A 25,401-nucleotide genomic window follows, 5' to 3' on the forward strand; every position below is an offset into this window, starting at 1 on the left:
AGCCTGAAAGACCGGCCCCGTTCACGCCTCAGCCGTAGATCGGGAACCGGTCCGTCAGCGCATGGACGCGGGTCTTGACGTCGGCCTCGACCGCGCTGTCACCCGCCTCGCCCTTTGCGACGAGACCGTCCAGCACCTCGACGATGAAGCCGCCGATCTGCTTGAACTCGGCAACGCCGAAGCCGCGCGAGGTACCGGCCGGGGTGCCGAGCCGGATGCCCGAGGTGATGGTCGGCTTCTGCGTGTCGAAGGGCACGCCGTTCTTGTTGCAGGTGATGTCCGCCCGCGACAGCGCGGCTTCCGCGGCCTTGCCGGTCAGGCCCTTCCGCTGCAGATCGACCAGCATCAGGTGGTTGTCGGTACCGCCCGAGGTGATGTCGTAGCCGCCGGACATCAGCGTGTCGGCGAGCGCCTTGGCGTTCTCCACCACCTGACGGGCGTAGATCTTGAACTCGGGCTTCAGCGCCTCGCCGAAGGCCACCGCCTTGCCGGCGATGACGTGCATCAGCGGGCCGCCCTGAATGCCGGGGAAGATCGCCGAATTGAACTTCTTGGCGAGGGCCTCGTCGTTCGTCAGGATCATGCCGCCGCGCGGGCCGCGTAGCGTCTTATGGGTCGTCGTGGTGGCGACGTGGGCGTGCGGGAACGGCGACGGATGGACGCCGGCCGCCACGAGGCCCGCGAAGTGGGCCATGTCGACCATGAAGTAGGCGCCGACCGAATCCGCGATCTCGCGGAACTTGGCGAAATCCCAATGGCGCGGGTAGCCCGAGCCGCCGGCGATGATCACCTTCGGCTTATGCTCCTGCGCGAGCTGGGCGACCTGCTCCATGTCGATGCGCTGGTCGTCCCGGCGCACCGTGTAGGAAACCGGCTTGAACCACTTGCCCGAGACGTTCGGCGGGGCGCCGTGGGTCAGGTGGCCGCCGGCCGCGAGGTCGAGGCCGAGGAAGGTGTCGCCGGGCTGCAGCAGCGCCAGGAACACGCCCTGGTTGGCCTGGGAGCCGGAATTCGGCTGCACGTTGGCGAAGCCGCAATCGAACAGGCGCTTGGCGCGCTCGATGGCGAGATCCTCGGCGATGTCGACGAACTGGCAGCCGCCATAGTAGCGCCGGCCCGGATAGCCCTCCGCGTACTTGTTGGTCAGCACGGAGCCCTGCGCTTCCAGCACGGCGCGGGAGACGATGTTCTCCGAGGCGATCAGCTCGATCTCATGCTGCTGACGGCCGAGTTCCTTGGCCACCGCCTCGGCAATCTCGGGATCGGCCTCGGTCAGCGGGGCGGCGAAGAAGCTGTTGGAGAAGTGCTTGTCGGCGGCGGTACCGGCGCTCATGGTCTGCCTCTGTTCTGGTAGGGGCGATGCCCGGCCTTTCGTCGGCGTGCACGGGCGGGCGTTGAAGGCCCGATTTCTACACGGGCCGAACCCTCAGGCCAAGCACAGGCCTTTTTTCGGCCAGGATGAAAGAAATTGAAGGCGGCGCTCTTCAAAGCGCCATGTTGGTCTCGATCAACACCGTCTCAGTCTCGAATGCGGCGGCATGCCACGCCCCGGCGGGAAAGTGGAACACGCTGCCGGCGGCGAACGGTTTGCGGCCCTGCTCGGTCTCCAGGATCCCGGAGCCCGAGACAACCTGTACGAACTGCTCGTGATCGTGGCTGTGGCGCGCAGCGGAGACGCCCGCCGGCACCACCACGCGCACGAGGCTCGCCCCCGCGCCCGGAATAGTGCGCTTGGCGACGCCGTTGGCCGCGATGCTTTCCGCCCGGTCGTCCCAGGCGGTCAGGTGGTCGGTTGTCACTGGGCTTCCCTGGCAGCCGGATAGGATCGAACGGGTACCGGCAGGAGATGCGGCTTGGATCCGCCGAGGCAACGGCCGCGGGGGCTGCGTCCCTGCGTCACCCGGTCCCGCCCTGGGGCGGGCGCCCACGCTTGGGCTTCGCGGCCTGCAGCTCGTGTGATCCGCCAGCCTGCGCGTCCCGGTGGCCGTCGGCCGGCGTCCCCGTCGAGGGCCAGAAGGTCTCGAACAGGTCCTGCATCGCCCGGATGTTGTTGCCCTGCACCTCGGCTCCGGTGCGCAGCATCTGCTGGAGCATGTCCGAGCCGCCCTCGCCGGGCTTCGTCCCCGGCGGCTTGGGCGCCGGCTTGGGGGCCAGGGGCTCGGCGACAGGCATGAACGCCTTGGCCATCTCGGCCCAGGCCGGTCCGAAGGGGAACGGCACCGGCGGGGGCGGCGCGCTCGCCCGTGTCTGGGCTGGCGCGGGCTGCGGCTGGTTCATCAGCACGTGGACGATGCTGGCTACCACGGCACCCGCCATCATCGGCAGCATCTGGCGCAGCACCTGCGCGCCGACGCCGCTCGTGGCCGAGGCCTGCTGCAACACCCCCTGCAGCAACTGGGCCGAACCAAACATCTGGCTGAGGGGATCGAGCCCCTGACGCCCCGCGGGGCGTGCCGCATCGGGCAAGCCGAACATCCGCGCGAGGTTGCCCGGATCCATGCCGACGCCGCGCTGGAGGCCGAGGGTCAGGGCGGGCATCAGGGCCTCGAAGGCGCGGGCCGTTTGTTCGGTCGTCAGGCCGAACTGCTGACCCAGGGCCTGGAAGCCGGCTTCGCCCTGGGCCTGGAACATCTCGAGCGGGTTGAACATGACGCCTTGATCCTGGCCCGGTCGGACCAGCCGGGATGGAGCATCGTGACCCGTCGCGCGGGGAAATACCAGTTCCCGCCCGCGGAACTTGTGCTCAGTGCGGCTCGACCGTCGTGTTCAGCTTGCCGGACCGGGATGGGCCTGGCCGACCGGCAAAAGCGCGACCCGGTGGGGCGCCTCCGAGGCGCCCGTGGGCAGCAGCAGGTTCGGCCCGGCGCCCTCCAGCCGGTCGACGGTGCGACGCGCGAGCAGAAATCCCAGCACCCCGAAGACCAGCGAGCCGAGCCCCATGCCGGCCACCACCCCCCGGGGGCCGTAGAGCGCGGCACCGAGCAGGCCAGGCGGGATCGTGCCCAGCGTCGCCCGGCCCCAGTTCAGCAGCGTGGAGCGTAAGGGAAAGCCGAGATTATTGAAGGCGGCGTTGCCCAGGAACAGGAGCCCGTTGAAGAACCAGATCGCGCCGCCGACCTGGCAGAAGAAGCCGAACAGATCGGCCGCGACCCCATGGAGGCCGAACAGGGCGGCGATCGGGCCGCGGGCGAGCGCCAGGGCGAGCCAGACCGTGCTCACGTAGGCGAGCGTCACCCCGGCGGCGGCGCGCAGGACGCCGCGCATCCGGTCGAACCGGCCCGCGCCCCAGTTCTGCGCGAGGATCGGCCCGATCGCCCCCGACAGGGCGAACAGGCCGCAGAAGGCCACCGGCGTCAGGCGGTCGATCACCGAGGCGGCCGCGACCGCCTCGGCGCCGTAGTCGGCATAAAGGCGCGCCAGGAACGCGCTCGCCGCCGACGGCGCGAGGTTGGTGAGGATGGCGGGCCCCGCGACGACCGCCAGGGCGACCGTGTCGGCCCGAAGGTCGGCGCCGCGGGGCCAACCCAGCAGGCCATGTCGGGCGACGCCGCGCAGACCCACCGCCACGAACGTCACCCGCGCCACGCAGACGGTGATCGCCGCGCCCTCCACGCCGAGGCCGGCGGCGAAGATCAGCACCGGGTCGAGGAGTGCGGTGATCACGGCGCCGGCGAGCGTCACCATCATCGCCTGCCCGGCCGCGCCGACCGCCCGGAGCAGGCCGGTGAACAACATGCCGGCGGCCAGCAGGGGGTTCGACACCAGGGTGATGTGCAGGAACAGCGTGGCCACCCGCAGGGCCTCGCCGCGTGCGCCGATCAGGGTCAGAAGCGGCTCGGCGTAGAATGCGATCAGCCCCGCGATCAAGGCGGAGACGAGGGTTCCGAGCGTCAGCGCCGAGGTCGAGAGGCGGCGTGCCGCGGCTAGATCGTGCGCACCCACGGCCTTCCCCACCAGGGCACCCGCGGCAATCATCAGGCCGATATTCACCGCGGTGGCGGAGAACTGCACGATGCCGGCGAATCCGACCGCCGCGGTGAGGTTCGGGTCGCCCAGCGTCGAGACGTAGAGCAGCGACAGCAGGTCGACGGCGAAGATCGCCAGCAGACCCACAGAGCCGGTGGCGCCCATCACCACGACGTGCCGGAGGATCGAGCCCGTGACGAAGCGGCCGGTCTCCGGTGGGCTTGCGGGGTTACGCATCTCGGTCGGGGAATACTCGCGCGAACCGTTCCGCGTCTCCCCCTTCCCCCTTTGCGGGGGAGGGTGGCCCCTGCGTGAGCAGGGGTCGGGTCGGGACGAAGTCCCGCAAGGGGGGAACCCGGCTTCCGGAAGAAGAGCGACCGGCGGGACGGGCTACGCGCAATTCTGCACCGTCGCTCCCCTCTACCGACCCCCTTCGGGGGCCTCCCTCACCCGCAAAGGGGGGAGGGAGGACGTGGCCGTCACGCATCCCGGATGCCGCCTTCCGTCTCCAGCTCCGCCTCCGGATCGGCCTCGGCGGTCTCCACCTCCTGCGGGGCGAGCGCGGGCTTGTCGAGCAGGCGCTCGGCCGCCTCGCGCAGGTCGCTGCCCACGAGGTCGCGGGTTTCGGTGCTCAGCGCCCGGGCGGGCCGGATGGGCACGGTCAGCGGCTCGGGCTTCAGGCCCGCCGCGGCCCCGCGCATCCAGCTGGAGCCGTCCGGCAGGGCGCCCGCCTGCTGCAGGACGAGGCGGGCGATGTCGCGCTTGCGCACGTCCTCGGTCCGGGCCGCCGCCGCCTCCGGCGACAGGCCGAGCGCCTCCAGCGCCGCGCGCCCGAAGGCAAGGGCGGATTCCGCGGTCTCGCGGATCTGGTAATCGACGTCCCGGTTCATCAGCTCGACCGCGTGCAGGCGGTCGTAAGCCCGCACGTAGGTGCGCACCTCCGAGAATTCCTCGTGCACGATGTCGACAATCTTGAGGGCACCCTCCCGGTCGTCGACGCAGATGCAGACCAGCTCGACCCGGCCGATGCCCGCGGCGCGCAGCACGTCGAGCCGGGTGCCGTCGCCGTAATAGATGCGGAATCCGAAGCGCGAGGCCGCGCGCAGTTGCTCCACATCCTTGTCGATGACGGTGGCGGTGATGCCCTCGGCGAGCAGGACTTGCGTCAGCAGCTGCCCGAACCGCCCGAAGCCGATCACCAGGACGCGGGCGTCGCCGCTCTCGGCGAGTTCGGTCGACGGCTCCTCGATGTCGTGCGTGGTCCGTGCATTGCGCCGCTCGATCAGCTTGTCGAGCCCCTTGGCGGCGATCGGCCCGATCAGCATGGTCAGCGCGGCGAGCGCCACCGCGAAGCGCGTCGCGGTGGCACCGGTGAGGCCGAGATCCGCGGCCTGCGGCAGCAGCACGAAGGCGAACTCGCCCGCCGGCGCCAGGACGGCGGCGCCGCGCAGCGCCCCGAGCGTATCCGAGCCGAACAGCCGGAACAGGCCGGCCACCAGGGCGACCTTCACCAGGATCGCGGCGAGCGTCGCCCCGAACAAAGCCGGCCAGACCTCGCGCACGAGGGTGCCGTCGATCGACATGCCGACGCTCATGAAGAACAGGCCGAGCAGCATGCCGCGGAACGGCTCGATATCGGCCTCCAGCTGGTGGCGGAAATTCGACTCGGCGAGCAGGATCCCGGCGAGGAACGCACCCATCGCCATCGAGAGGCCGACCTGCTCCATCAGCAAGGCGGTGCCGAGCACCACCAGCAGGGCGGCGGCCGTCATCACCTCGCGGGCGCCGCTGGCCGCGAGCAGCCGGAAGAACGGGTTCAGGCCGTAGCGGCCGACCAGCACCACCGTCAGGATCGCGGCGACCGCCTTGCCGGTGGAGAGCGCGGCATCCCCCAGCCAAGCCGGGTCGGTCGCCCCACCCGCCGAGGCCAGCAGCGGCATCAGCGCCAGGATGCCGACCACCGAGAGGTCCTGGAACAGCAGCACCGCGAAGGCGCGGGCGCCGTAGGCGCTGTTCAGGTCGCCCCGCTCCTCCAGGAGTTGCAGCGCCACCGCGGTCGCCGACAGGGCCAGCGCGAGGCCGATCACCGCGGCCGCGCCGAAATTCAGGCCCGCCAGCAGGCCGGCCCCGCCCAGCACCAGGGCGCAGACGACCAGCTGCGCGGCGCCCAGGCCGAAGATGTCGCGCCGCATCGAGACCAGCTGCGACAGGTGCAGTTCCAGCCCGACGATGAACAGGAGGAGCACCACGCCGATCTCGGCGACGCTCGCGGCGGTCTCGGGCTCGGCGATCAGCGACAGCCCGGAGGGCCCGATCAGCACGCCGGCCACGAGGTAGCCGAGCACGGCGCTCTGGCCGATCAGCCGGAAGATCGGCACGCCGATCACCGCCGCCGACAGGAAGGTCAGGACCGGCGGCAGGAAGCTCGCATGTTCGACGGGGCTCGCCATGAAGATCGTCCCGGCGGTTCTTCTACGGTTCGCGCGTGAGCCATCCGATTAGCGCGGCCGGCGCCGGGATGCGAGCCGCAAGCGCGTGCCGTTCGGCACCGGAGGGGATCGTGCGGGCCGGATCAGCGCAGCAGACGCGGCCGGGCCGGGCGCGAGCCGTCGATGAATTCGAGGCCCCCGGCCGCGCTCAGCATGTGCAGGCGCGAGCCCGGCCAGGCCGCTCCCGGCCCGAGCCGGGTCTCGACCCGCTGGGCGTAGCCCTCCTCGTCGAGGCGCAGGATCCGGGCGAGGCCGAGCGCCGCGCCGTAGCCGCCGCGGCAATCCTGCACCGGCCGGATCAGCGCGCCGCCCCGCGCCACGACCGGCCCGGCGGCCCGGGCCGAGCCGACATCGATCAGGACCGGATTGCGCCGGTGCGGCGTCCAGGGGCCGCGGAAATGCGGCGCGTGCCAAAGGTGCAGCGTATCGGAATAGCTGCCCCCGCCGGCCCGAACGGTGGCGAACAGCCACCAGCGTCCGCCGTGGTGCAGCAGGGTCGCGTCGCTGGCCACGACCCCGTCCACCAGCACCGCCTCGTGGACCCAGCCCCGCGGGAAAGCGGTGGCCCGGTAAAGGTCGATCGTCCCGGAGGCATGCGATTCCGGGATCATCCAGACTTGCCCATCCGCTTCGAAGACGAACGGGTAGGAGAGGTGTGTTTCGAGTTCGAGCACCGGCTCCGGGCGGCCCCGGGGGCCGTCCACTTCGAAATCGACTGCCGAGATCACGCCCTTGCCCCGGCGATAGTCGAACTCCTCGACGAACAGGGTCACGGCCCCGTTCCGGGCGATGGCGAAGGGGTCGGCGTAGAAGCGGCGCCCGTCGTCCGGCAGGTCGTTCCAGCCGCCCTCCGGGTGGCGGCGCAGGTCGATCAGGTCGGGACCGACGACCTGTCGCCAGCCCACCCGCCATTGCGGACCCTGGAAGCAGAGGGCGTAGAGCCGGCGGGCGATCTGCCGGGCGAGCCCCCCGGCGGCGCGCCGCCCGGCCCCGAAACCGTCGAGGTCGAAGGCCCGGCCCGGCTGCAGCGGTGCCTCTGCGCCGTCCGGCAGATTCAGCGATCCGGCCCCGTCGAGGGCGGCGGCGATCAGCGTGATCGTCCGCGCGAGGTAATCCTCGAAGGCGGCGAGCATCACGGTGTGGGATTCCGCCCCGAGGCGGCCCACCGCCACCGGGGCGCCGTCCGGACCGCGCAGGGCCGCCACCGGCGCCCGGCGGGCGAACAGGGCGGCGAGCAGGCCCGCCTCCCCGGGCAGGCCGTCGAAATCGAGCCGCCAGACCGGCGCGGTGGTCGAGGAATCGGTCGGGGCGGCGGGGGCACCCGAGAGGTCGAGAACAATGTCGTCCCCGGTCGTCACAGTCTCGTCCGGGCGGGCTTCGTAGGGCGCGAGGGCGACCGGCTCGGCCGCAGTGGCGAGGCCGGGTCGGGGCAGCCCGTGAATCGCCGCCTCCAGGCGGAACAGCAGCTCGGCATTCGCCGGCAGGCCACCGCCCTGCGTGACCCAGGCGATCCGGACGCGCCGGTCCGGACGCTGCCCGAGCTGGTCGAGGAGGCGGATATGCCAGCCGCGCAGGGACCGGCGGTCGAGACGCACGGTGACGGACCGCGCGGCGGCGCCTGAACGCAGCGGCTGGAGGTCGGGACAGGCCGGAGCCCGAAGGCCGGCCATCGGTCGGTCCGAGCCGCCGATCACACGCTCCATCAGCCGAACGGCCTTGCGCTCGGCCTATCGTATTGCGTCACGACGCGCACGGTGAAGGGCCCTGGAAAACGCCCTCATACGGCCGCCAATACGGTCGATGCGGGCTCGGAAACTGTTGCTTGGCGTTACGATCCAGCAAGACCGATCGGTTGTCCACCACAGCAGGCCGGTCATGCCGGGCGATTCCTGCCGGCGTCATGAAAAATTGATCTGTTTCGTCCGGCATCGTAAATCTCTGTTGCGCGGGCGAGATACCATGTCACGCGGTTGATCCGGGCCGCTCGGGAACTCCCCGTTCGGCTGCGCCGTTCGCCGAGTCAGAGGTTTTGGAGACAGGACATGACGCGCAAGACGCTGACGCTTACGGCAATGCTTCTCGTCGCCCTGCCGGGTACGGCCTTCGCGTTCGGTGGCGGTGGTGGCGGTGACAGCGGCAGCGGGCTCTCGCCCTATGCGGCGCTCAGCGGCAACGACCGCTCGGCGGGCGTGAACAACGGCAATTATCGCGACCCCGCGCTCGATCCCTACATTCGGACCTACGATCCGGAGGCGGCCGCCCGCTATGCCGCACCGCCGGCTGCCCAGCCGCGTCTGCGCATGCGGCCCTATTATGGCTACCCCTACTGAGCCGTGCCGCCTGCGCCGGCCTCCTTATGGGACCGGCCGTCATCAGACGCATTCGGACCCTTCGCTGTCCGGATGCGCGTGAGCGTCCAAGCGCCGCCCGACGGCTTGCAGCCGGTGCCGCGCACGAAGCGGCTGCGCTTCGGCCCGACGATGGACGCCAGGAAGTCACGGCAGATCAGATCGTCGGCCACGTAGGGTAGGCCGGTCGGATTCACGGTGCCGTGCAGGCTCGTCTCGGGGTTGTCCCACTTGACGGGGCGTCCGTTGCCCTGCGGATCCAGCGCGACCGTCAGGGCTGCCCGAGCCCGGCGCCAGTCCTCCTCGGCGAGTTCGTTCCCGAAGCTCAGAGGCCGCTTCTCGATGCTGCCGGTGACGGTGGGCTCCGCGACCACGTGCGGCGCCTCGTCTTCTCCACGGAAGACCAGCAGCGGCTGGCTGCAGCCGCCCAGGACCAGCATCATCGCCAGCGACAGTGTGGTCGCACCGAAGCGTGACCGCAGCCGTGGCCCTTTACACGCGCATCGCCGCATTACACCTGACTCACGACGGGCTTTCCGCTCGACCGAACATGCCGATGTCGGTGCCCCCTCAGGCCCCTGGACGCGGCAAGCAGGAGTCTTGGCGTGGATCAGTTAAGGACCGATGACCCGCGAGGAGCGGACTTCACCCAGAGCGACGACCCGGTCGCCTTGTTCTCCGCCTGGATGAAGGAGGCGGAGGCCGCCGAGCCCGAGGATCCGAACGCAATGGCGCTCGCCACCGCCGGCTCAGACGGGCTGCCCGATGTCCGCGTGGTGCTCCTGAAGGGCTTCGATGCCCGCGGCTTCGTGTTCTACACCAACGCCCAGTCCGCCAAGGGCGAGGAGCTGGCGCAGAATCCGCAGGCGGCCCTGGTGCTGCACTGGAAGAGCCTGCGGCGGCAGGTGCGCGCCCGGGGCCAAGTCTCACCGGTGAGCCCGGAGGACGCGGATGCGTATTTCGCGAGCCGTCACCCGGAAAGCCGCCTTGGCGCGATCGCCAGCCAGCAATCCCGCCCACTCGCCGACCGCGCCACATTGATGGGTGCGGTGGCGGAGCTTGCCGCACGCTACAGCGACGGGCCGATTCCCCGGCCCGGTCACTGGACCGGCTTCCGCATCGCGCCGACGAGCATCGAGTTCTGGCAGAACGGCGATTTCCGCCTGCACGACCGGGTCCGCTTCACCCGGACCGGCGACGGCTGGAGCCGGGCGCGGCTCTACCCCTGAGGCCGGCGTCCTGAAACGAAGAGAGCCCCGGCCAGGCCGGGGCTCTCGCGTGTGCGGTTACGACGAGGCTCAGGCCTCCTCGCCGTCCTTCTTCTCGTCCTCGGCCTCGGCCTCGGCCTCAGCTTCGGCCTTCTCCTCAGCGGCCTCGGCCGACTGCGCCTCGGCGATGGCGGCTTCTTCGGCTTCCACCTCGGCGCCGAGCACGGTCGGCGGCACGATGTTGGCGACCGGATCGGTCTGCTCGCCGGTGTAGGTGCCGGCTGGGATCTTGACGTCGGAGACGTGGATCACGTCGCCGATCTGACGACCGGTCAGGTCGACCTCGATCGCGTCGGGGATCTGGTCGGGGGCGACGTCCAGGGCGAGCGTGTGGGCCACGATGTTGAGGGTGCCGCCGAGCTTCTTGATGCCGGGGGCCTCGTCCTCGTTGATGAAGTGCACCGGCACCTCAACCGTGACGGTCTGGCCCGAGACGACGCGCAGGAAGTCAACGTGCAGCGGGACACCGCTCACCGGGTCGAGCTGGAAGTCGCGCGGGATCGCGCGGATCTTCTTGCCGCCGGCATTGATCTCGAACAGCGTGGTCTTGAAGCCGCCGGCGTAAATCAGCGTGCGGGCGCGGACGAGATCGACCGCGATGGATTGCGGCGGCTGGCCGCCCCCGTAAATGACGGCGGGAACTTGGCCCTGGCGACGAACGGCCCGGGCGGCCCCCTTGCCGACCCGGTCGCGTGCCACGGCCTCAAGCGTCTTTACTGCGCTCATGGCGTGATCCTTAGTGATGGCTGGAGCCGGAACGCGAAAAGCCGCCCGATGCGGACGGCTCAACCCCTTCCCGGCGCGCCCCTGCCTCCAAGGGTGTCTCGGGGGCGCCGGGTGCGCTTACACGGATGGGGGTGGATTGGCAATGTCGGGGTCCATCGCGGACCGGCGCCGAACCCGTGATTCTCGACAGACCGGCAGCTGGTAGACGTTCGAGGGGCGTGTATGACATTGTCATACGCGATGTGCTCGGGATGGGAGGGCTCCTCATGCGAGCTAGCAGGCCCGTCACCGTGACCCTCGGAGATTTGCAGGACCGTGTCGATGCGCGCGTCCAGTCCGGCAGCTACACCAGCGTGAGTGAAGTTGTCCGTGCTGGGCTGCGAGCCCTCGATCGCGAGGAAGCGGCCTTGGATGCCGTCCTCCGCCAGCGGGTCCAGGAAGCGCTCGACGATCCGCGCCCGGCGATCCCGGCCGATCAGGTCTTCGCCGAACTGCAGGCCCACCATGCTGCGCGTGTGACAGCGGCCAAGCGTGGTGCGTAGCGTCTTCTTTCATCCGCTGGCGCGCGCAGACCTTTTCAGCCTCTACGATTTCATCGAGCAGCAATCCGGCCCGGAGCGGGCCGGGGCCTATCTGGATCGTATCCGGCGGCTCTGCATGAGCTTGGCTGACCTGCCCGAGCGGACCGTGCCGCGCGACGATCTGGTGCCCGGGCTGCGCACGGTGGCTCTGGAGCGGCGCCTGCTGGTCGCGCTCACCGTCACCGACACCGTCGTGACGATCCTGCGGGTGCTTTACGCAGGTTGCGATCTGTCGGCGCAGGACGTGCCTCTTTAAGGCTGGCCGAACCCACCCGCATTATGGACGCAACCCCGCCAGCGCCCGCCGCGCCCGGCGCTTCTGCAACCACAGGGTCAGGCCGAGCGCCGCACCGATCACCAGGGCCGAGACCGTGGTGGTCACCGTGCCGAGCGCGTAGATCTCGGGCGTCGTTACGGTGGTGGTCAGTCCCTGCAGCTCCAACGGAAGCGTGTTGCGGCCGCCGATCGCCTGGCTGGTGCGGGCGAGCTCGTCGAACGACAGGGTGAAGCCGAACAGCGCGACGCCGACGAGCGCGGGCGCAAGAATCGGCACCACCACGTGGCGGAGCGTCTGTGGGCCGCTGGCACCGAGATCGCGGGCGGCCTCCTCGTAGGCCGGGTCGAACCGGTTGAACACCGCGAACATGATCAGCAGGCCGAAGGGCAGCGTCCAGGTGAGGTGTGCGCCGAGCGCCGAGCTGTAGAGGCCCATCAGGGTGCCGTGGTCCTGCAGGAATCCCCAGTCGGTGGCGGCGGCGAGCGCCTTGATGGCGTCGTCGAGGAGCCGGAACTCCAGCCCGATGCCCAGGGAGACCACGATGGAGGGTACGATCAGGCTCGACACCGCCAGGGCGAAGACGAGGCCAGCGCCGCGAAAGCCCTTGCGGAAGGCGAGGCCGGCGTAGAACGCGATTCCCACGGTGAGCGCCATCACCACGAGGCCGAGCGCCAGGGAGCGCCGCAGCGCCGCCCAGATGTCGACCACGCCGACGCCTGCCCACAGCTTGGCGAACCAGTGGGTCGAGACCCCGTTCATCGGGAAGGTCAGGCCGCCGGACGGGCCCTGGAAGCTCAGCGCCAGGATCGTCAGCGTCGGCCCGTAGAGGAACAGGACGTAGAGGGTGAAGAGTCCGGCAAGCCCGTAGAAGGCAAGGCCGCGGGGCTGGTCCATCGCTACAGCTCCCGCCGGAGGTCGATCATCCGGGTCAGCCCCAGGATCATCAGCAGCACCGCGGCGAGCAGCACCATGGCGTTGGCGGCGGCGGCCGGGAATTGCAGATAGGCCATCTGCACCTGGATCACCTTGCCGACGCTGGCGATCTGCTGGCCACCCATGACGCCCACGGTGACGAAGTCGCCCATCACCAGTGTCGTCACGAAGATCGTCCCGATGGCGATGCCGGGCTTGGCGAGCGGCAGGATCACGTTCCAGAGGATCTGTGCGCCGGACGCACCACCGTCGCGCGCCGCCTCGATCAGCCGCCGGTCGATGCGGGCAAGGCTGTTGAAGATCGGCACGATCATGAACACCGTGTCGAGGTGCACGAAGGCCAGCACCACCGCGAAGTCGGAGTAGAGCAGGCCCTCGATCGGCTCGCGGATCAGCCCGAGGGTGCGAAGCGTGTCGTTGATGAGGCCGTTGCGGCCGAGCAGCGGGATCCACGAGATCATGCGGATCACGTTCGAGGTCCAGAACGGGATCGTGCAAAGCAGGAACAGGCCCATCCGCACCGTGCCGGAGCGGATGTGGAAGGCGAGGAAGTACGCGATGGCGAAGCCCAGCGGCAGGGTGATGGCCAGCGTCAGCACGACGAACTTCACCGTCGAGAGGTAGGTCCGCACGGTGGTGCAAAGGTCGGCCGACAGGCAGCCGTCGAACACGTCGAGGTAGTTCTGCAGGGTCAGCGCCGGGATGATCTCGTACTCGTTGTACTCCCAGAGCGAGACGATCCCGGTGAGCACCAGCGGCACCACCAAAAAGATCAGGAAGACGAGCGTCAGCGGCGCAGCCTGGAGATAGGCGCGGGTGCGGCGGCGGGGTCGGGCTGGGGCGGCCGGTTTAACGATCCGATCGGTTGGCGCGGAGGCGGGCAGGGCGAGATCGGTCACTGGATTCGCCCCACGCGTGCGGATGCATCCGTTCCCCTCCGCGGATCACGATGCTCACACATCGACCCCTGCGCGGTACGACGCGCCTCCTTTCCCAGGCGGACTTGCGGATTCACACACCGGGTCCGGCCATACCGGCTCAGGATCGAGCGCGGGTCCCCTCTCCCGGGCGGAAGAGGGACAGGGTGAGGGATCAGGTCTGTCCGGAGGAGTCGCACCCTGTCGGCGCATCGATCACGTGCCCCGTCCTGAGAGTTCTCGCCCCTCACCCCAACCCTCTCCCGCTCGGGAGAGGGGGACCGTCCCGCTCCGTCATCGGCGCCGGTGTCCACCAGAAATCCGTGAACATCGTAGCCCGTGCGGGAGAGGGGACCCGCGTTCCATCCGGCGGCCGCGTGGTCGCGCAGGAGGGGCGTTTCCAAGTACCCGAACTGGAGGACGTGCGGGGTGACGGTGCCCAGCCCGCTCACGCCGCGATGAACTCGTTCCACTTGCGAACCATGTAGGTGTTCTCGTCCATCACGGCGTTCCAGCAGGCCACCGAACCCATCCGCTGCTCGAAGGAGCCGCCGTCGCGGGTCGCGCCGGCCTTCTCGATCAACGTGCCGTCGGGGCCGAGGATGTCCTTCTCGGCGGGCTTGCCCTCCATCCAGAAGGCCCATTCGTAGGGCTGCATGTTCGCCTGGGCGGTCTCCAGCACCGCGGAATAGTAGCCCTGCCGGTTGAGGTAGGCCCCGGCCCAGCCGGACAGGAACCAGTTGATGAAGTCGTAGGCGGCGTCGAGCTTCCGGCCGGTGAGCGTCTTCGGCACGCCGAAGCCCTGCGCCCAGGCGCGATAGCCTTCCTTGAGGGGCTGGTAGACGCACGGCACACCCTGGGCCCGCACCTTCGTGACGGCGGGCGACCACATCGACTGGATCACCGTCTCGCCCGAGGCCATCAGGTTCACGGATTCGTTGAAGTCCTGCCAGAAGGCGCGGAACTGGCCGGCGCGCTTGGCCTCGATCAGCACCTTGATGGTGCGGTCGATCTCGAACTTCGTCATGTTGCCCTTGTCGCCGTAGGTGTAGTCGCCGGTCGCCTCCACCACCATGGCGGCGTCCATGATCCCGATGGACGGGATGTTGAGGATCGACGCCTTGCCCTTGAAGTCCGGGCTGAGCAGGTCCTTCCAGCTCTCCACCGGCCGCTTGATCAGGTCGGGCCGGATGCCCAGCGTGTCGGCGTTGTAAGTGGTGGGGATCAGGGTCAGCCATTCGGTTGGGGCGGACGCGAAGGTCTTGGCATTCTGGCCTTCGAGGTAGAACACCTTCCGGGGCGCGGTGCCCTGGTCGCCGATCCGCTTCCCGTTCACCTCGCCCTTGGTGAACACGCCGGTGATCTTGTCGGCGAGCTTGATCCGCTTGGCATCCAAGCCGCTGAGGTTGCCCGAGGGGATGATCTTCTTGAGGCTGAAATACTCGGTGTCGATCAGGTCGAAGGAGTTCGGCTGGGTCACCGCCCGCTTCGTCACCTCGTCGGTCACGACGGGAATGTACTCCAGGATGATGCCGAGATCTTCCTTCACCTTCCGGGCGATGTCGGACGATTGGCTCACCGCGGTGCCGAGGTAGCGCAGGGTCACGGGCTCGGCGGCATGGACCGCCGGGAAGCCGGTCACCGGCGTGGCGGCCAGCGCGGCGGCGCCCTTCAGCAGCGTGCGCCGGCTCGGCTTCGAGGGCAGGTCCATGGTCGTCTCCGTGACTGTTACGCGTCGAGGCGGTGGGCAGTGGCGGCATCCCAGCCGACCGGGATCGTGTCGCCGGGGCGGAGCGGGCGGGCGGCGAAATCCGCATCGCTGAGGATTGCGGTCAGCGCGGCCGGGCTCTCGGGCGCGCGTTCCAGCCCGTCGGCGTCGAGGCCGACATGGACGCTGGTGCCCTGGTACTCCACCGCCACCACCCGGGCCGGCAGCGCGGCGGGGCCGGCCTCGGCGCCGAGCCGCATCCGGTCGGCGCGCACGGCGACGAGCCCGTCGGGCAGCCGGATCACGTTGTGGCCGCCGATGAACCGGGCCACGAAGGCGGTGGCGGGGCGCTCGAACACGGTGCGCGGGTCGGCGGCCTGCTCGATCCGGCCGGCATTCATCACCACCACGAGGTCGGAGAGCGCCATCGCCTCCTCCTGACTGTGGGTGACGTGGATGAAGGTGAGCCCCAGCTCGGTCTGGATCCGCTTCAGCTCGACCCGCATCCGCACCCGCAGGAACGGGTCGAGCGCCGAGAGCGGCTCGTCGAGCAGCAGCACCTTCGGGCCGGTGACGAGGGCGCGGGCCAAGGCGACACGCTGCTGCTGGCCGCCCGAGAGCTGAGCCGGCAGGCGGCTGGCGAGGTGGCCCATCTGCACGAGGTCGAGCATCGCCATCGCCTTGGCGCGGCGCTCGGTCTTGCCGATGCCCCGCATCTTCAGGCTGAAGGCGACGTTGTCGCGCGCGTCGAGATGCGGGAACAGCGCGTAGCTCTGGAACATCATGGCGGTGCCACGCTCGGCCGGGAGCGCATCGCCCACCGCCTTCGGGCCGATCACCACGTCGCCGGCGCTCGCCCGCTCGTGGCCGCCGATCATCCGTAACGTCGTGGTCTTGCCGCAGCCCGAGGGGCCGAGCAGGCAGCAATAGGCGCCGGACGGCACCTTCAGGTCGATGCCATCGACCGCAATCGCCGCGCCGTAGCGCTTGGTCAGGCCGATCAGCTCGACGTTCATACGGTGCTCCCCCCGGAGATCACGCAAGCGACGGGCCAGCGCGGCCGTCAGGCGTCCCGCCGCTCGGCCGGATCGACCGCCCGGTCGAGCACCCGCCCGCGACCCGGCGCGGACAGGACCCTCCCGTCCTCAGCGATCACCTCACCGCCCGCGATCGTCATGACCGGCCAGCCGGTGACCTCGAACCCCTCCCAGGGCGTGTAGTCCGAGCCATGGTGCAGGTTCGCCTGGCGGATGGTCTCGCGTCGGTTCGGATCCCACAGGGTGAGGTCTGCGTCGAAGCCCGGGGCGATCGAGCCCTTGCGCGGATAGAGACCGTACAGCTTGGCGTGGTTCGTGGCGGTCAGCGCCGCGAACTGGTTGAGGCTGATCCGCCCCTTGGAGACCCCCTCCGAGAACAATACCGGCAGCCGCGTCTCGATGCCGGGGATGCCGTTCGGGATCCAGCGGAAGGAGGTTTTTCCGCGCGGGTTCAGTTTGCCCTGCGGGTCGTCGTAGCGGAACGGGCAATGGTCGGAGGAGACCACGTCGAAGATCCCGCGCCGGATCCCCGACCACACTGCCTCCTGGCTCTCGACGTCTCGCGTCGGCGGCGAGCAGACGTATTTCGACCCCGCCATGGGATCGTCCTGGCCGAGCCCCTTCATGTCCTCGGCCGTCAGCGTCAGGTATTGCGGGCAGGTCTCGGCGCGGATCTTCAGGCCCCGCGCTTGCGCCCAGGCAATCTGCTCGGTGGCCTCGCGGCCCGAGACGTGGACGATCACGATCGGCAGGTCGATCAGCTCGGCATGGCTGATCGCCCGGTGGGCCGCCTCCCGCTCGACCACCTCGGGGCGGGACAGGGCGTGGCCGTAGGGCTTGGTCTCGCCCGCGCGCTCCAGTCGCTCGCTGAGGTAGCGGATCGCGTCGTAGCCCTCGGCGTGGACCATCACCCGGGCGCCCTGCCGCCGCGCGACGTGGAACACATCCAGCAGCTGGCGGTCGTTCAGGACGAGATCGTCGTAGGTCATGAAGACCTTGAACGAGGTGTAGCCGTCGGCCACCAGTGCCGGCAACTCCTGGCCGAGCACGGCCTCGCTCGGGTCCGAGATGATCATGTGGATCGCCACGTCGACGTGGCACTGGCCCTCGGCCTTGGCTCGGTAGGCGTCGACCGCGCCGCGCAGCGAGGCGCCCCGGGGCTGGAGCGCGAAGGGCATCACGCAGGTATTGCCGCCGGCCGCCGCGGCCCGGGTGGCACTCGCGAAGTCGTCGGCCATGACGATGCCGGGACCGGAATCCTGGGCGATGTGGACGTGGCTGTCGATGCCGCCGGGCAGGACCAGCAGGCCGGCGGCGTCGATCACCCGGGCGGCGTCGGCGATGGCCTCCGCCACCGCGACGATCCGGCCGCCGCGCACGCCGATATCCGCCCGCACCGTATCGCTCGCCGTGACGACGGTGCCGCCGCGGATCGCCAGATCGAATTCGGGCATGCCGCTCACTCCTCTGCGCCGAGGGGCCGATGCATGGTCCGCGCCGATTCGGGCGACCGTCATCGCGGCGGCAGGAGGTCACAGCCCGCCGTCGGGGTCCAGCGGCTCCCCGTCATGGGTTTCCAAAGGGCTCAGCCCTTTGGCGGGGGATCGGGCAGAGACCCAAGTACTTTGGCCCCGATGTCGGGCTTTGCCCGAACCCATCAGGGCTCCGCCCTGAACCCGCGAAAGGTCCCGACCTTTCGAAACCGGGCTCTTGGAGCGGAGCGTGGAGGGCGCCGTCGCGTGGAACTGCCCCCATACCCGCCGCATGTGCCGGGCCGAGGCGAAGCCCGCCCGTTCGGCCACCTGTTCGAGGCCGAGATCGGTCTGCGCGATCAGGTCCCCGGCCCGCGCGATCCGGACGCGGTTGACCGCCTCCGTCACGGTCATCCCGGCATGGAGCCGGAACAGCCGCGCGAGGTTGCGCGGGCTCGCCCCCGCCAGCTTGCCGAGCGTGGCGGGCGACCAGTCCCGCACCGGGTCGGCGCCGATCGCGTCCTGCGCCCGGTGGACCACCAGATGCAGGTGGCTGCGGCCCTCCAGCCAGGGCGAGAGCTGCGGATCGTCCGGCCCGCGCCGCATGTACACGACCAGGGTGCGGGCCACCGCGACGGCCGTCGCTGGGCCGGCCCATTCGGCCACGAGGTGCAGCATCAGGTCGATGCCGGCGGTGACGCCGGCGCTGCTGAACCGGTCGCGATCCTGCACGAACAGCCTGTTCTCCAGCACGTTCGCGTGGGGCGCCGCCGCCCGGAGGCGGGCGCAGCTGCCGTGATGGGTGGTGCAGGCGTAGCCGTCGAGCAGGCCGGCCCGGGCTGCCAGCAGCGCGCCCTCGCAGACCGTCACGACCGTGTGGCCCGGCCGGATCGACGCGCGTAGCCAGGCAACGATCTCGGCCTCCGCGGCGGCCTCTGCGGCCGGGTCCCGCTTGGGGCCGAGCGGGTGCTCGGTCGCGCCGGGCAGAAGCACCACCGTCCCGGGCGCGATCTCCAGCGGCAGCGGGCCGGCCCCGCCGAGATCGAGCCCGATCGAGCTGCGGATCGATCCTTGCGGCGCCGCGTAGCGCAGGTCGAAGGTGATCCGGTCCTGCACCGCCCCGGCGATCCGCAGCACTTCCACCGGGCCGGCCAGATCGAGCAGCAGCGCGCGGGGCGGTAGCAGCACCAAGACCGGAATGCGGCGCCCCGGCTCGGTCATGCGGCGGCGGGCAGCGCCCGGCCGGCCAGCGCCTCCTCCACCGTGGCGATGCGGGCGAAGCGCTCGGTGAGCACCAGCTCGGTGCGGGCCTTGATGTCGTCGGCCTCGAAGCGGCGGCCGTCCGGATGGATCATGGCGAAGGTCAGGGTCGCCTCCGTGACGAAATCCACCTGCCAGCCGCTGTCGGAGGCGTGGCGGGTGGTGGTCTCGCAGCACTGCTCGGTCCGGATCCCCGATACGATCAGGCGGCGGATGCCGTGCTGCGTCAGCCAGCCCGCCAAGCCGGTATCGACCAGGGCGCTGTGCCGGCGCTTGTGAAAGATAGCCGACGGCGCGATCGCGATGGGATCGAGGGTGCGGATATGGCCCGAATCCAGGGAAAACGGGCCGGTCTCGGCGACGTGGAACACCTGCAGCACCGGGATGCCGTGCGCTACGGCGCCATCGATGAGCGCCTGCAGGCGCTCGGTAAAGCGCCGGACATCGGCGTCATTCCAGAACGGCCGATGCCGGAAGGAATCCTGGACATCGATAACCAGCAGCGCAACATCGGACATTTCGTGCCTCCCGAGGGGTGAATGCCGTGTGAGCATCCGTCTCGCGGGTTCGGCGCGAAAGCAACCGTGCCGCCAACGAGCGGACATTTCCGGCCATCCCACGCAGCCGCCCGGAGCACGCGCATGACCGGACACCCCAAAAGACTCTTCGTGCTGACCGGGGCCGGCGTCTCGGCCGAGAGCGGGCTCGGCACATTCCGGGACCGCGGCGGGATCTGGGCCCGGTTCGATCCCATGAAGCTTGCCACCCCGGAGGCCTATGCGGCCGATCCCGACACGGTGCTCGACTTCTACGACCATCGCCGCCGGGGCGTGATCGCGGCCGAGCCGAACGCCGCGCACGTCGCCCTGGCGCAGGCGGAAGCCCGGCTCACGGCGCGGGGCGGGCGGCTGTTCCTCTGCACGCAGAACGTCGACGACCTGCACGAGCGGGCGGGCTCCCGGGCGGTCACCCACATGCATGGCGAATTGCTCAAGGCGCGCTGCTGCGCCTGCGGGACGGTCGCGCCCTGGCGTGCCGACCTCACGCGTGCGGATGCCTGCCCGGCCTGCCGCGTCGCGGGCCGGATGCGGCCCGACGTGGTCTGGTTCGGCGAGATGCCGATGCACCTCGACGCGATCGAGGCGGCACTGGCAGAGGCCGATCTGTTCGTGGCGGTGGGCACGTCGGGGGCGGTCTACCCGGCGGCCGGCTACGTGCGGCAGGCCCGGGCGCTCGGAATTCCGACCTGCGAGATCAACCTCGAACCCTCCGACAACGCCGATGCGTTCGACGCAGCCCGGTATGGGCCGGCCAGCGAGGCGCTGCCGCGCTACTTGGCCGATCTGGGCCTGTGACCGAATCTGAGCTGGCAAAGCCCTGTAAAGGCTGTGCATTTCGGCCTAAAGGGCCTTGCCATCGCCGAGGATCGATATCCTAAATCACTCGAATCACGTCGTTGCGCGCTGTCAAGAACTGTTCGGATAGTTGCCTAGCGGTTACAACGGTCAAGCTTGGGCTCGGCGTCGCGGCCCTCCCGAGCGTTCGTTGAAGCCACAAGGGGAAGCCACGACCCATGCAGCACTTCACCGTAACCGACCGCGAGCGTGACACCGTTCTGGCGGCATTGCGCTATTATCAATTCTACCGGATGCAGGGACATCCCTTCGACCCACGTCAGGACCACCTGATCGACACGATCGCAGTCCATTCCGGCGAGGCCCTGAACCTGACGGAGATCGACGATCTCTGCGCCGGCCTCAGCGGCCACCGCCACGCCCTGGCGGCCAAAGCGGCCTGAGGCTGCTGGGAGCGGTGCGGCCGCTCCCGTATCCCGCACGCGGGATACACACGGGACGATCCCTCCGAGATGAGCGGGCGCGCCGCCGGAGCTGGATCCGTCCCGATCCCGGGAGTACCGGTACCCCACGTTTCTCAAAGACCGGATTCAAACTCCGGAAAAACATGCCCTGACGATTCCACGGGACCGTCCGGTCCCGTGAGGGCCGGCGGCACGGGGTTTCCGAAGGGCTAGCCCTTTGGCGGGTTGCCGAGGCAGAACCCCGGCGTATCGGGCGAAGCTCCATCGCAGGACTCTGCTCTGCACCCGCAAAAGGTCCCGGGCCTTTTGAAACCCTGATTTTGGGTCAGGGCGCCTTCTTGAGCTGCTGCTCGGCCCGCGAAACGGCCGCATCGCAGCCCGCCGCGTCGCCCTTCGAATCCGCCGTGCGGGCCTCCTCGAGGGCAACCTTCGCCTGCTGGGCGGCATCTGCCCCCTGGCCGGCCTGGGCCGACTTCTCCGGCGGGGCCTCGGGGGATTCGTTCGCCCGCTGACCCTCCGTGCCGGTCACGCCCTCGCCGCCGCGCTTGGCGGCGTTGCCCTGGCCGCTGGTCGAGGCGGAGATCGACTGGGTCAGCTCGGCCTGCACCCGCTTGGAGACGCCCTCGATCCGGTCGCCGCAGGGCGAGGCCAGGGCTGGGGCCGTGAGGAACAGGGTCAGGCAGGCCGTAATGGCGGCGGGACGCATCATCGAGTCGGGTGCTTTCCAAAAAAGAAGGGGCCGCGGGTTCCCCCACGGCCCCAACGTCTCGCGACCTGCGAGGGTTCAGGCGCTCAGCTGATCGCGGATCGGCAATTGCCGGACCCGCCGGCCGGTGGCCGCGAAGATCGCATTGGCGATGGCCGGTGCGACCGGCGGCACGCCGGGCTCGCCGACACCGCCGAGCGGACCGTCATAGGCGCCGGTCGACACGAGGTGCACGCGGATCACCTTCGGTGCGGCGTCGATCCGGGTGATCTCGTAGCCGTCGAAGTTGTTCTGCACCGCCCGGCCCTGCTTGAAGGTGATCTCGGAGGTGAGGGCGAGCCCCATCCCCATGACCACCGCGCCCTCCATCTGCGAACGGATGCGCTCCGGGTTGACCTGCGGCCCGCAATCGACCGCGATGTCGATCGCGTGCACCTTCAACTGGCCCTTGTCGTCGACCTCCACCTCGGCCGCCACCGCCGTGTAGGTGACGAAGCTGTAATGGCCGGCGATGCCGAGGCCACGGCCCTTGGGCATCTCACGCCCCCAGCCCGCACCCTTGGCGGCCGCCTCGATCACGCCGCGCAGGCGGCCGGTGTCGATCGGGTAGCGCTTCGGGTCCTCGCCGTAGTTCCAGACATCGCCGATCTCGGTCGGGTCGATCTTCCGATCGGGGCCGAGGAGTTCGAGCAGGTACGCCTTCGGCTCGCGGCCGGCGGCATGCGCCAGCTCCGACACGAAGGACTGGATCGCGAAGGCGTGCGGGATGTTCGACACCGAGCGGAACCAGCCGACCCGGACATGGGCGGCGGCCTCGGGGTTCTCCAGCCGCATGTTCGGGATGTTCAGCGGGGTGTTGACCAGCCCCATCCCGAGTTCGAACGGCAGTTCGTGCTTCGGATCGGGCGCGAAGATCGAGCCGATCGTCGGCGCCACCGAGCGGTGCAGCCACGCCACCGGCATGCCCTTGTCGTCGAGGCCGGCCTCCAGATGCTCCACCGAGATCGTGTGGTAGAAGCCGTGGTGGAGGTCGTCCTCGCGGGTCCAGGCGAGCTTCACCGGCGCGCCGCCGACCGCCTGCGAGCAGAGCGCCGCCTCGACCACGTAGTCGGGCTTGGACTTGCGCCCGAACCCGCCGCCGAGCAGCGTGACGTTCACCTTGACCTTGTCGTCGGGCAGCTTAAGCGCCTTCATCAGGCGGTCGTTGGCCGCCTGCGGGCCCTGGACGCAGGCCCAGGCCTCGCAGAACCCGTCCTTCACCCGGGCGACCGCCGCCGGGGGCTCCATCGGCGCCTGAGCGAGATGGGGCACGAAGTACTCGGCCTGGACCTTCGTCTTGGCCTTCGCCATCGCGCCCTCGACGTCGCCCTGCGTGCGCACGACCTTGCCGGGCTTGCGCGCGGCGGCTTCCAGCTCCTTGCGGAACACGTCGGTGTCGTAGCCCGCGTTCGGGCCGTCGTCCCAGGTGATCTTGAGGGCGTCGCGCGCCTTCATGGCAGACCACGTGTTCTTGGCCACCACGGCGACGCCGCCGAGCGGCATGAACTCCGTGGGAATCGGGGTGGCGTCGATCTTGAAGATCTTCACGACGCCCGGGACCTTCTTGGCCTCGGAATCATCGAAGGACTTCACCGTCCCGCCGTAGACGGCCGGGCGCGCGACGACCGCGTACAGCATCCCGTCGAGCTTGGTGTCGAGGCCGTAGATCGCCTTGCCGGTGGTGATGTCGAAGTTGTCGATCAGCCCGACCTTGCCGGTGCCGATATAGCGGAAGTCCTTGGGGTCCTTCAGCGTCACGTCGGTCGGAACCGGAAGCTCGGCGGCTGCCTGCGCCACCGCGCCGTAGCCGAGGGTGCGACCCGACTTGGCGTGGGTCAGGGTGTGGTTGACCGCCGTCACCTCGGAGGCCGGCACGCCCCATTGCTTGGCCGCGGCCTGGATCAGCATCAGCCGCGCGGCGGCGCCGGCGTGGCGGAAATGCTGGAAGAAGTGGCGGGTCGAGCGCGAGCCGTCGGTGTCCTGGTTGCCGAAGCGGGTCTCGTCGCCCCAGGCCTGGACCACCTTCACCTTCGCCCAGTCGGCCTCCAGCTCGTCGGCGACCGTGAAGGCCACCGAGGTACGGATGCCCTGGCCCATATCGGAGCGGTGGTTGGTCACCGTGACGGTGCCGTCCGGCGCGATCGCGACGAAGACTTTCGGATCGTCGCGCCAACCATGCGGCATGCCGTCGGCGCCGAACTTTTGGGCCTTCTGCTCCTCGGTCTGGGTCTCGTCGGCCCGGGCGGGGCGCAGCGACAGGGCCAGCACGAGGGCGCCGGCGCCGCCGAGGATGCCGCGGCGACTGACGTTGTCGAGGGCCGGCTTGGTGCCGGCGGCGAGTTCGGCGCTCAGCTTCGCGTCGTGAATCACAGGCGCTCTCCCTTGGTGGCGGGCGCCGTCTGGCCGGCGGCCTGGTGGATCGCGGCGCGGATGCGCGGGTAGGTGCCGCAGCGGCAGATGTTGCCGCTCATCGTATCGTCGATGTCCTGATCGGAGGGCTTCGGCGTATCCTTCAGGAGGGCGGCGGCCTGCATGATCTGGCCGCACTGGCAGAAGCCGCACTGCGCGACGTTCAGGTCGCGCCACGCCGCCTGCACCGGGTGGTTGCCGTCCGGCGACAGTCCCTCGATGGTCACGATCTCCTGGCCCTCGGCCGCCGAGACCGGTGTGATGCAGGCGCGGGTCGCCGCGCCGCCGAGATGGATCGTGCAGGCCCCGCAGAGCGAGACGCCGCAGCCGAACTTGGTGCCGGTGAGCTGGAGCTCGTCCCGCAGGTACCACAGCAGCGGCATGTCGGGGTCGCCGTCGAAGCTGCGCGCAGCCCCGTTCACGGTGAGTTTGATCATCGTTGCGTCCTGTCTGGCGGCGCCGGAGCGGCGTTCAGTCGAGTCCGAGCCGGGCCTGGGGCCGATACCGGTTTTGCCGGCTAACGCTGACCGATGCGGGGTCGCCGCCGGGTCCGCGCTCAAGCTCAGAATAATAAATATTCTAAAGCAGGCCCTTGGTCGGGCGCAACGTAGAGGGCGGCCGCCTCATCCCCGGGGGGCTGCACTCAGGGTATGTCGCGTGCGGCGACGCACATCGTTGGATCACGCGGAGACGATCGCCACGGCGCAAGGCGGGCGTTCGGATCGCAGATCCACCCCTCTGGTGATCAACGCCGCTCTCGAAAGCTGACGTCTTTACGGGACGGTCTCCAGATCCGTCCTGCGAAATTCGTCGGCCGTGGCGAGGATCGGCACGCCAAGGAACCGCGCCGCAGCATAGTGGAGGCAATCGCCGAGATTGAGTCCGTGGCGGCCGGCCCGGTATCGGTGCGCGGCCGATAAGGCGAGCGCCGTCGTCTCGCTGGCGGGCGGGAGATCACAGATCTCGATGCCCCTGGCGTCTAGAAATTCGAGGACGATCGGTCCGACTGCCTCGACCGTCATGTCGAATTTGTCGGGCCGCGCGAGCGCCAGCACCGTTTCGAGAACCGCAACAGGCGAGGTTCTGCAATGGCTGGCCGAAGCGAGCGCTGCGGAAATCCGGTCGGCCTCCGGCTCGTCCCCCAGTAGGGCGACGATCGCGGACGCATCCACGAACATCAGCGGCTTTCCCACATGGCGTCGTAGACCTCCCGCGGCAGAGGTTTCCGGGCGGTCTCGCCGAGCGTGATCCCATGCTGCGCGCGCAACCGGGCCGCGGTCTCCCGCGGCGTCTCCGCCCGGTGCCTGCGCTCGATCGCCTCCCGCATGGCGATGACGATCGCCTCGGTGATACCGACTCCCGCAATGGCGGCGAACCGACGCGTCAGCGCGTCGGCTTCGGGATTGTTGACGTTGATTGGCATGTGGGTACGCCCTCGATGCCTGG

26 protein-coding genes are annotated in these 25,401 nt (G+C 69.7%); 6 read left to right on the forward strand and 20 right to left on the reverse strand.

Annotation, left to right across the window (positions count from 1 at the left end; genetic code table 11):
- Positions 1 to 28 precede the first annotated feature (28 nt).
- The 6 genes from glyA to MKK63_RS23235 form a co-directional block, all read right to left on the reverse strand.
- A complete protein-coding gene (glyA, locus tag MKK63_RS23210; RefSeq protein WP_244005998.1) occupies positions 29 to 1,333 on the reverse strand; it encodes a serine hydroxymethyltransferase in 1,305 nt (434 codons plus the stop codon).
- A gap of 151 nt (positions 1,334 to 1,484) precedes the next feature.
- Positions 1,485 to 1,799 carry a cupin domain-containing protein gene (locus tag MKK63_RS23215; protein WP_244005999.1) on the reverse strand — a complete coding sequence of 105 codons (315 nt, stop codon included), beginning with the start codon at positions 1,797 to 1,799 and terminating at the stop codon, positions 1,485 to 1,487.
- A gap of 97 nt (positions 1,800 to 1,896) precedes the next feature.
- A complete protein-coding gene (locus MKK63_RS23220) occupies positions 1,897 to 2,649 on the reverse strand; it encodes a DUF937 domain-containing protein (protein ID WP_244006000.1) in 753 nt (250 codons plus the stop codon).
- 117 nt (positions 2,650 to 2,766) lie between these two features.
- The gene (locus MKK63_RS23225) at positions 2,767 to 4,203 is read right to left on the reverse strand and encodes an MATE family efflux transporter (protein ID WP_244006002.1); all 1,437 of its coding nucleotides are present in this window, start codon (positions 4,201 to 4,203) and stop codon (positions 2,767 to 2,769) included.
- Between the two features lie 242 nt (positions 4,204 to 4,445).
- Positions 4,446 to 6,416: a monovalent cation:proton antiporter-2 (CPA2) family protein gene (locus MKK63_RS23230; protein ID WP_244006004.1), complete on the reverse strand. Its 1,971-nt coding sequence runs from the start codon at positions 6,414 to 6,416 to the stop codon at positions 4,446 to 4,448.
- Positions 6,417 to 6,538: 122 nt separating this feature from the next.
- Positions 6,539 to 8,158 (reverse strand): formyl transferase, encoded by a 1,620-nt coding sequence (locus MKK63_RS23235; RefSeq protein ID WP_244006006.1) that lies wholly within the window; start codon positions 8,156 to 8,158, stop codon positions 6,539 to 6,541.
- 339 nt (positions 8,159 to 8,497) lie between these two features.
- Here MKK63_RS23235 and MKK63_RS23240 point away from each other — a divergent pair, with 339 nt between their 5' ends.
- Complete coding sequence (locus MKK63_RS23240) at positions 8,498 to 8,785, forward strand: hypothetical protein (RefSeq protein WP_243919205.1); 288 nt, start codon at positions 8,498 to 8,500, stop codon at positions 8,783 to 8,785.
- Here the strand turns inward: MKK63_RS23240 and MKK63_RS23245 are convergent.
- Positions 8,779 to 9,315, reverse strand: coding sequence for an RT0821/Lpp0805 family surface protein (locus MKK63_RS23245; protein WP_244006007.1), 537 nt, complete (start codon positions 9,313 to 9,315; stop codon positions 8,779 to 8,781). The genes MKK63_RS23240 and MKK63_RS23245 overlap by 7 nt on opposite strands.
- Positions 9,316 to 9,408: 93 nt before the next feature.
- Here MKK63_RS23245 and pdxH point away from each other — a divergent pair, with 93 nt between their 5' ends.
- Positions 9,409 to 10,032 (forward strand): pyridoxamine 5'-phosphate oxidase, encoded by a 624-nt coding sequence (gene pdxH, locus MKK63_RS23250; protein ID WP_313901791.1) that lies wholly within the window; start codon positions 9,409 to 9,411, stop codon positions 10,030 to 10,032.
- 69 nt (positions 10,033 to 10,101) lie between these two features.
- Here pdxH and MKK63_RS23255 read toward each other — a convergent pair whose 3' ends face one another.
- Complete coding sequence (locus tag MKK63_RS23255) at positions 10,102 to 10,797, reverse strand: 50S ribosomal protein L25/general stress protein Ctc (RefSeq protein WP_244006008.1); 696 nt, start codon at positions 10,795 to 10,797, stop codon at positions 10,102 to 10,104.
- Positions 10,798 to 11,063: 266 nt separating this feature from the next.
- Here MKK63_RS23255 and MKK63_RS23260 point away from each other — a divergent pair, with 266 nt between their 5' ends.
- A complete protein-coding gene (locus MKK63_RS23260) occupies positions 11,064 to 11,339 on the forward strand; it encodes a type II toxin-antitoxin system ParD family antitoxin (protein WP_244006009.1) in 276 nt (91 codons plus the stop codon).
- Positions 11,329 to 11,634 (forward strand): type II toxin-antitoxin system RelE/ParE family toxin, encoded by a 306-nt coding sequence (locus MKK63_RS23265; protein WP_244006010.1) that lies wholly within the window; start codon positions 11,329 to 11,331, stop codon positions 11,632 to 11,634. The genes MKK63_RS23260 and MKK63_RS23265 overlap by 11 nt, the downstream gene beginning before the upstream one ends.
- Positions 11,635 to 11,655: 21 nt before the next feature.
- Here the strand turns inward: MKK63_RS23265 and MKK63_RS23270 are convergent, their stop codons facing one another.
- The 7 genes from MKK63_RS23270 to MKK63_RS23300 form a co-directional block, all read right to left on the reverse strand.
- A complete protein-coding gene (locus MKK63_RS23270; RefSeq protein ID WP_244006012.1) occupies positions 11,656 to 12,549 on the reverse strand; it encodes an ABC transporter permease in 894 nt (297 codons plus the stop codon).
- A gap of 2 nt (positions 12,550 to 12,551) precedes the next feature.
- Positions 12,552 to 13,487 carry an ABC transporter permease gene (locus MKK63_RS23275; RefSeq protein WP_244006014.1) on the reverse strand — a complete coding sequence of 312 codons (936 nt, stop codon included), beginning with the start codon at positions 13,485 to 13,487 and terminating at the stop codon, positions 12,552 to 12,554.
- 466 nt (positions 13,488 to 13,953) lie between these two features.
- Positions 13,954 to 15,216 carry a PotD/PotF family extracellular solute-binding protein gene (locus tag MKK63_RS23280; RefSeq protein WP_244006016.1) on the reverse strand — a complete coding sequence of 421 codons (1,263 nt, stop codon included), beginning with the start codon at positions 15,214 to 15,216 and terminating at the stop codon, positions 13,954 to 13,956.
- A 17-nt stretch (positions 15,217 to 15,233) separates the two neighbouring features.
- Positions 15,234 to 16,229, reverse strand: a complete 996-nt coding sequence (locus MKK63_RS23285) for an ABC transporter ATP-binding protein (RefSeq protein ID WP_244006017.1) — start codon at positions 16,227 to 16,229, stop codon at positions 15,234 to 15,236.
- 47 nt (positions 16,230 to 16,276) lie between these two features.
- Complete coding sequence (gene hydA, locus MKK63_RS23290) at positions 16,277 to 17,704, reverse strand: dihydropyrimidinase (protein ID WP_244006018.1); 1,428 nt, start codon at positions 17,702 to 17,704, stop codon at positions 16,277 to 16,279.
- A 78-nt stretch (positions 17,705 to 17,782) separates the two neighbouring features.
- Positions 17,783 to 18,943 carry a GlxA family transcriptional regulator gene (locus tag MKK63_RS23295; RefSeq protein ID WP_244006019.1) on the reverse strand — a complete coding sequence of 387 codons (1,161 nt, stop codon included), beginning with the start codon at positions 18,941 to 18,943 and terminating at the stop codon, positions 17,783 to 17,785.
- The gene (locus MKK63_RS23300) at positions 18,940 to 19,500 is read right to left on the reverse strand and encodes an isochorismatase family protein (protein ID WP_244006020.1); all 561 of its coding nucleotides are present in this window, start codon (positions 19,498 to 19,500) and stop codon (positions 18,940 to 18,942) included. Before MKK63_RS23300 ends, MKK63_RS23295 begins: the two co-directional genes overlap by 4 nt.
- A gap of 123 nt (positions 19,501 to 19,623) precedes the next feature.
- Between MKK63_RS23300 and MKK63_RS23305 the strand changes: the two genes are divergently transcribed.
- A complete protein-coding gene (locus MKK63_RS23305; protein WP_244006022.1) occupies positions 19,624 to 20,337 on the forward strand; it encodes an SIR2 family NAD-dependent protein deacylase in 714 nt (237 codons plus the stop codon).
- 218 nt (positions 20,338 to 20,555) lie between these two features.
- Entirely contained in the window at positions 20,556 to 20,780 is a 225-nt protein-coding gene (locus MKK63_RS23310) for a hypothetical protein (RefSeq protein ID WP_244006023.1), read from the forward strand.
- Positions 20,781 to 21,126: 346 nt separating this feature from the next.
- Here the strand turns inward: MKK63_RS23310 and MKK63_RS23315 are convergent, their stop codons facing one another.
- From MKK63_RS23315 to MKK63_RS23335, 5 genes are all read right to left on the reverse strand, one after another.
- The gene (locus tag MKK63_RS23315; protein ID WP_244006024.1) at positions 21,127 to 21,510 is read right to left on the reverse strand and encodes a hypothetical protein; all 384 of its coding nucleotides are present in this window, start codon (positions 21,508 to 21,510) and stop codon (positions 21,127 to 21,129) included.
- A 75-nt stretch (positions 21,511 to 21,585) separates the two neighbouring features.
- Positions 21,586 to 23,916, reverse strand: coding sequence for a xanthine dehydrogenase family protein molybdopterin-binding subunit (locus MKK63_RS23320; protein ID WP_244006025.1), 2,331 nt, complete (start codon positions 23,914 to 23,916; stop codon positions 21,586 to 21,588).
- Positions 23,913 to 24,392 carry a (2Fe-2S)-binding protein gene (locus tag MKK63_RS23325; RefSeq protein WP_244006026.1) on the reverse strand — a complete coding sequence of 160 codons (480 nt, stop codon included), beginning with the start codon at positions 24,390 to 24,392 and terminating at the stop codon, positions 23,913 to 23,915. The genes MKK63_RS23320 and MKK63_RS23325 overlap by 4 nt, the downstream gene beginning before the upstream one ends.
- A 336-nt stretch (positions 24,393 to 24,728) precedes the next feature.
- Positions 24,729 to 25,133: a type II toxin-antitoxin system VapC family toxin gene (locus MKK63_RS23330; RefSeq protein WP_244006027.1), complete on the reverse strand. Its 405-nt coding sequence runs from the start codon at positions 25,131 to 25,133 to the stop codon at positions 24,729 to 24,731.
- Positions 25,133 to 25,378, reverse strand: coding sequence for a type II toxin-antitoxin system VapB family antitoxin (locus MKK63_RS23335; RefSeq protein WP_244006028.1), 246 nt, complete (start codon positions 25,376 to 25,378; stop codon positions 25,133 to 25,135). The genes MKK63_RS23330 and MKK63_RS23335 overlap by 1 nt, the downstream gene beginning before the upstream one ends.
- Positions 25,379 to 25,401 lie beyond the last annotated feature (23 nt).

It is taken from the genome of Methylobacterium sp. J-088 (assembly GCF_022829295.1).
Classification (GTDB): domain Bacteria; phylum Pseudomonadota; class Alphaproteobacteria; order Rhizobiales; family Beijerinckiaceae; genus Methylobacterium.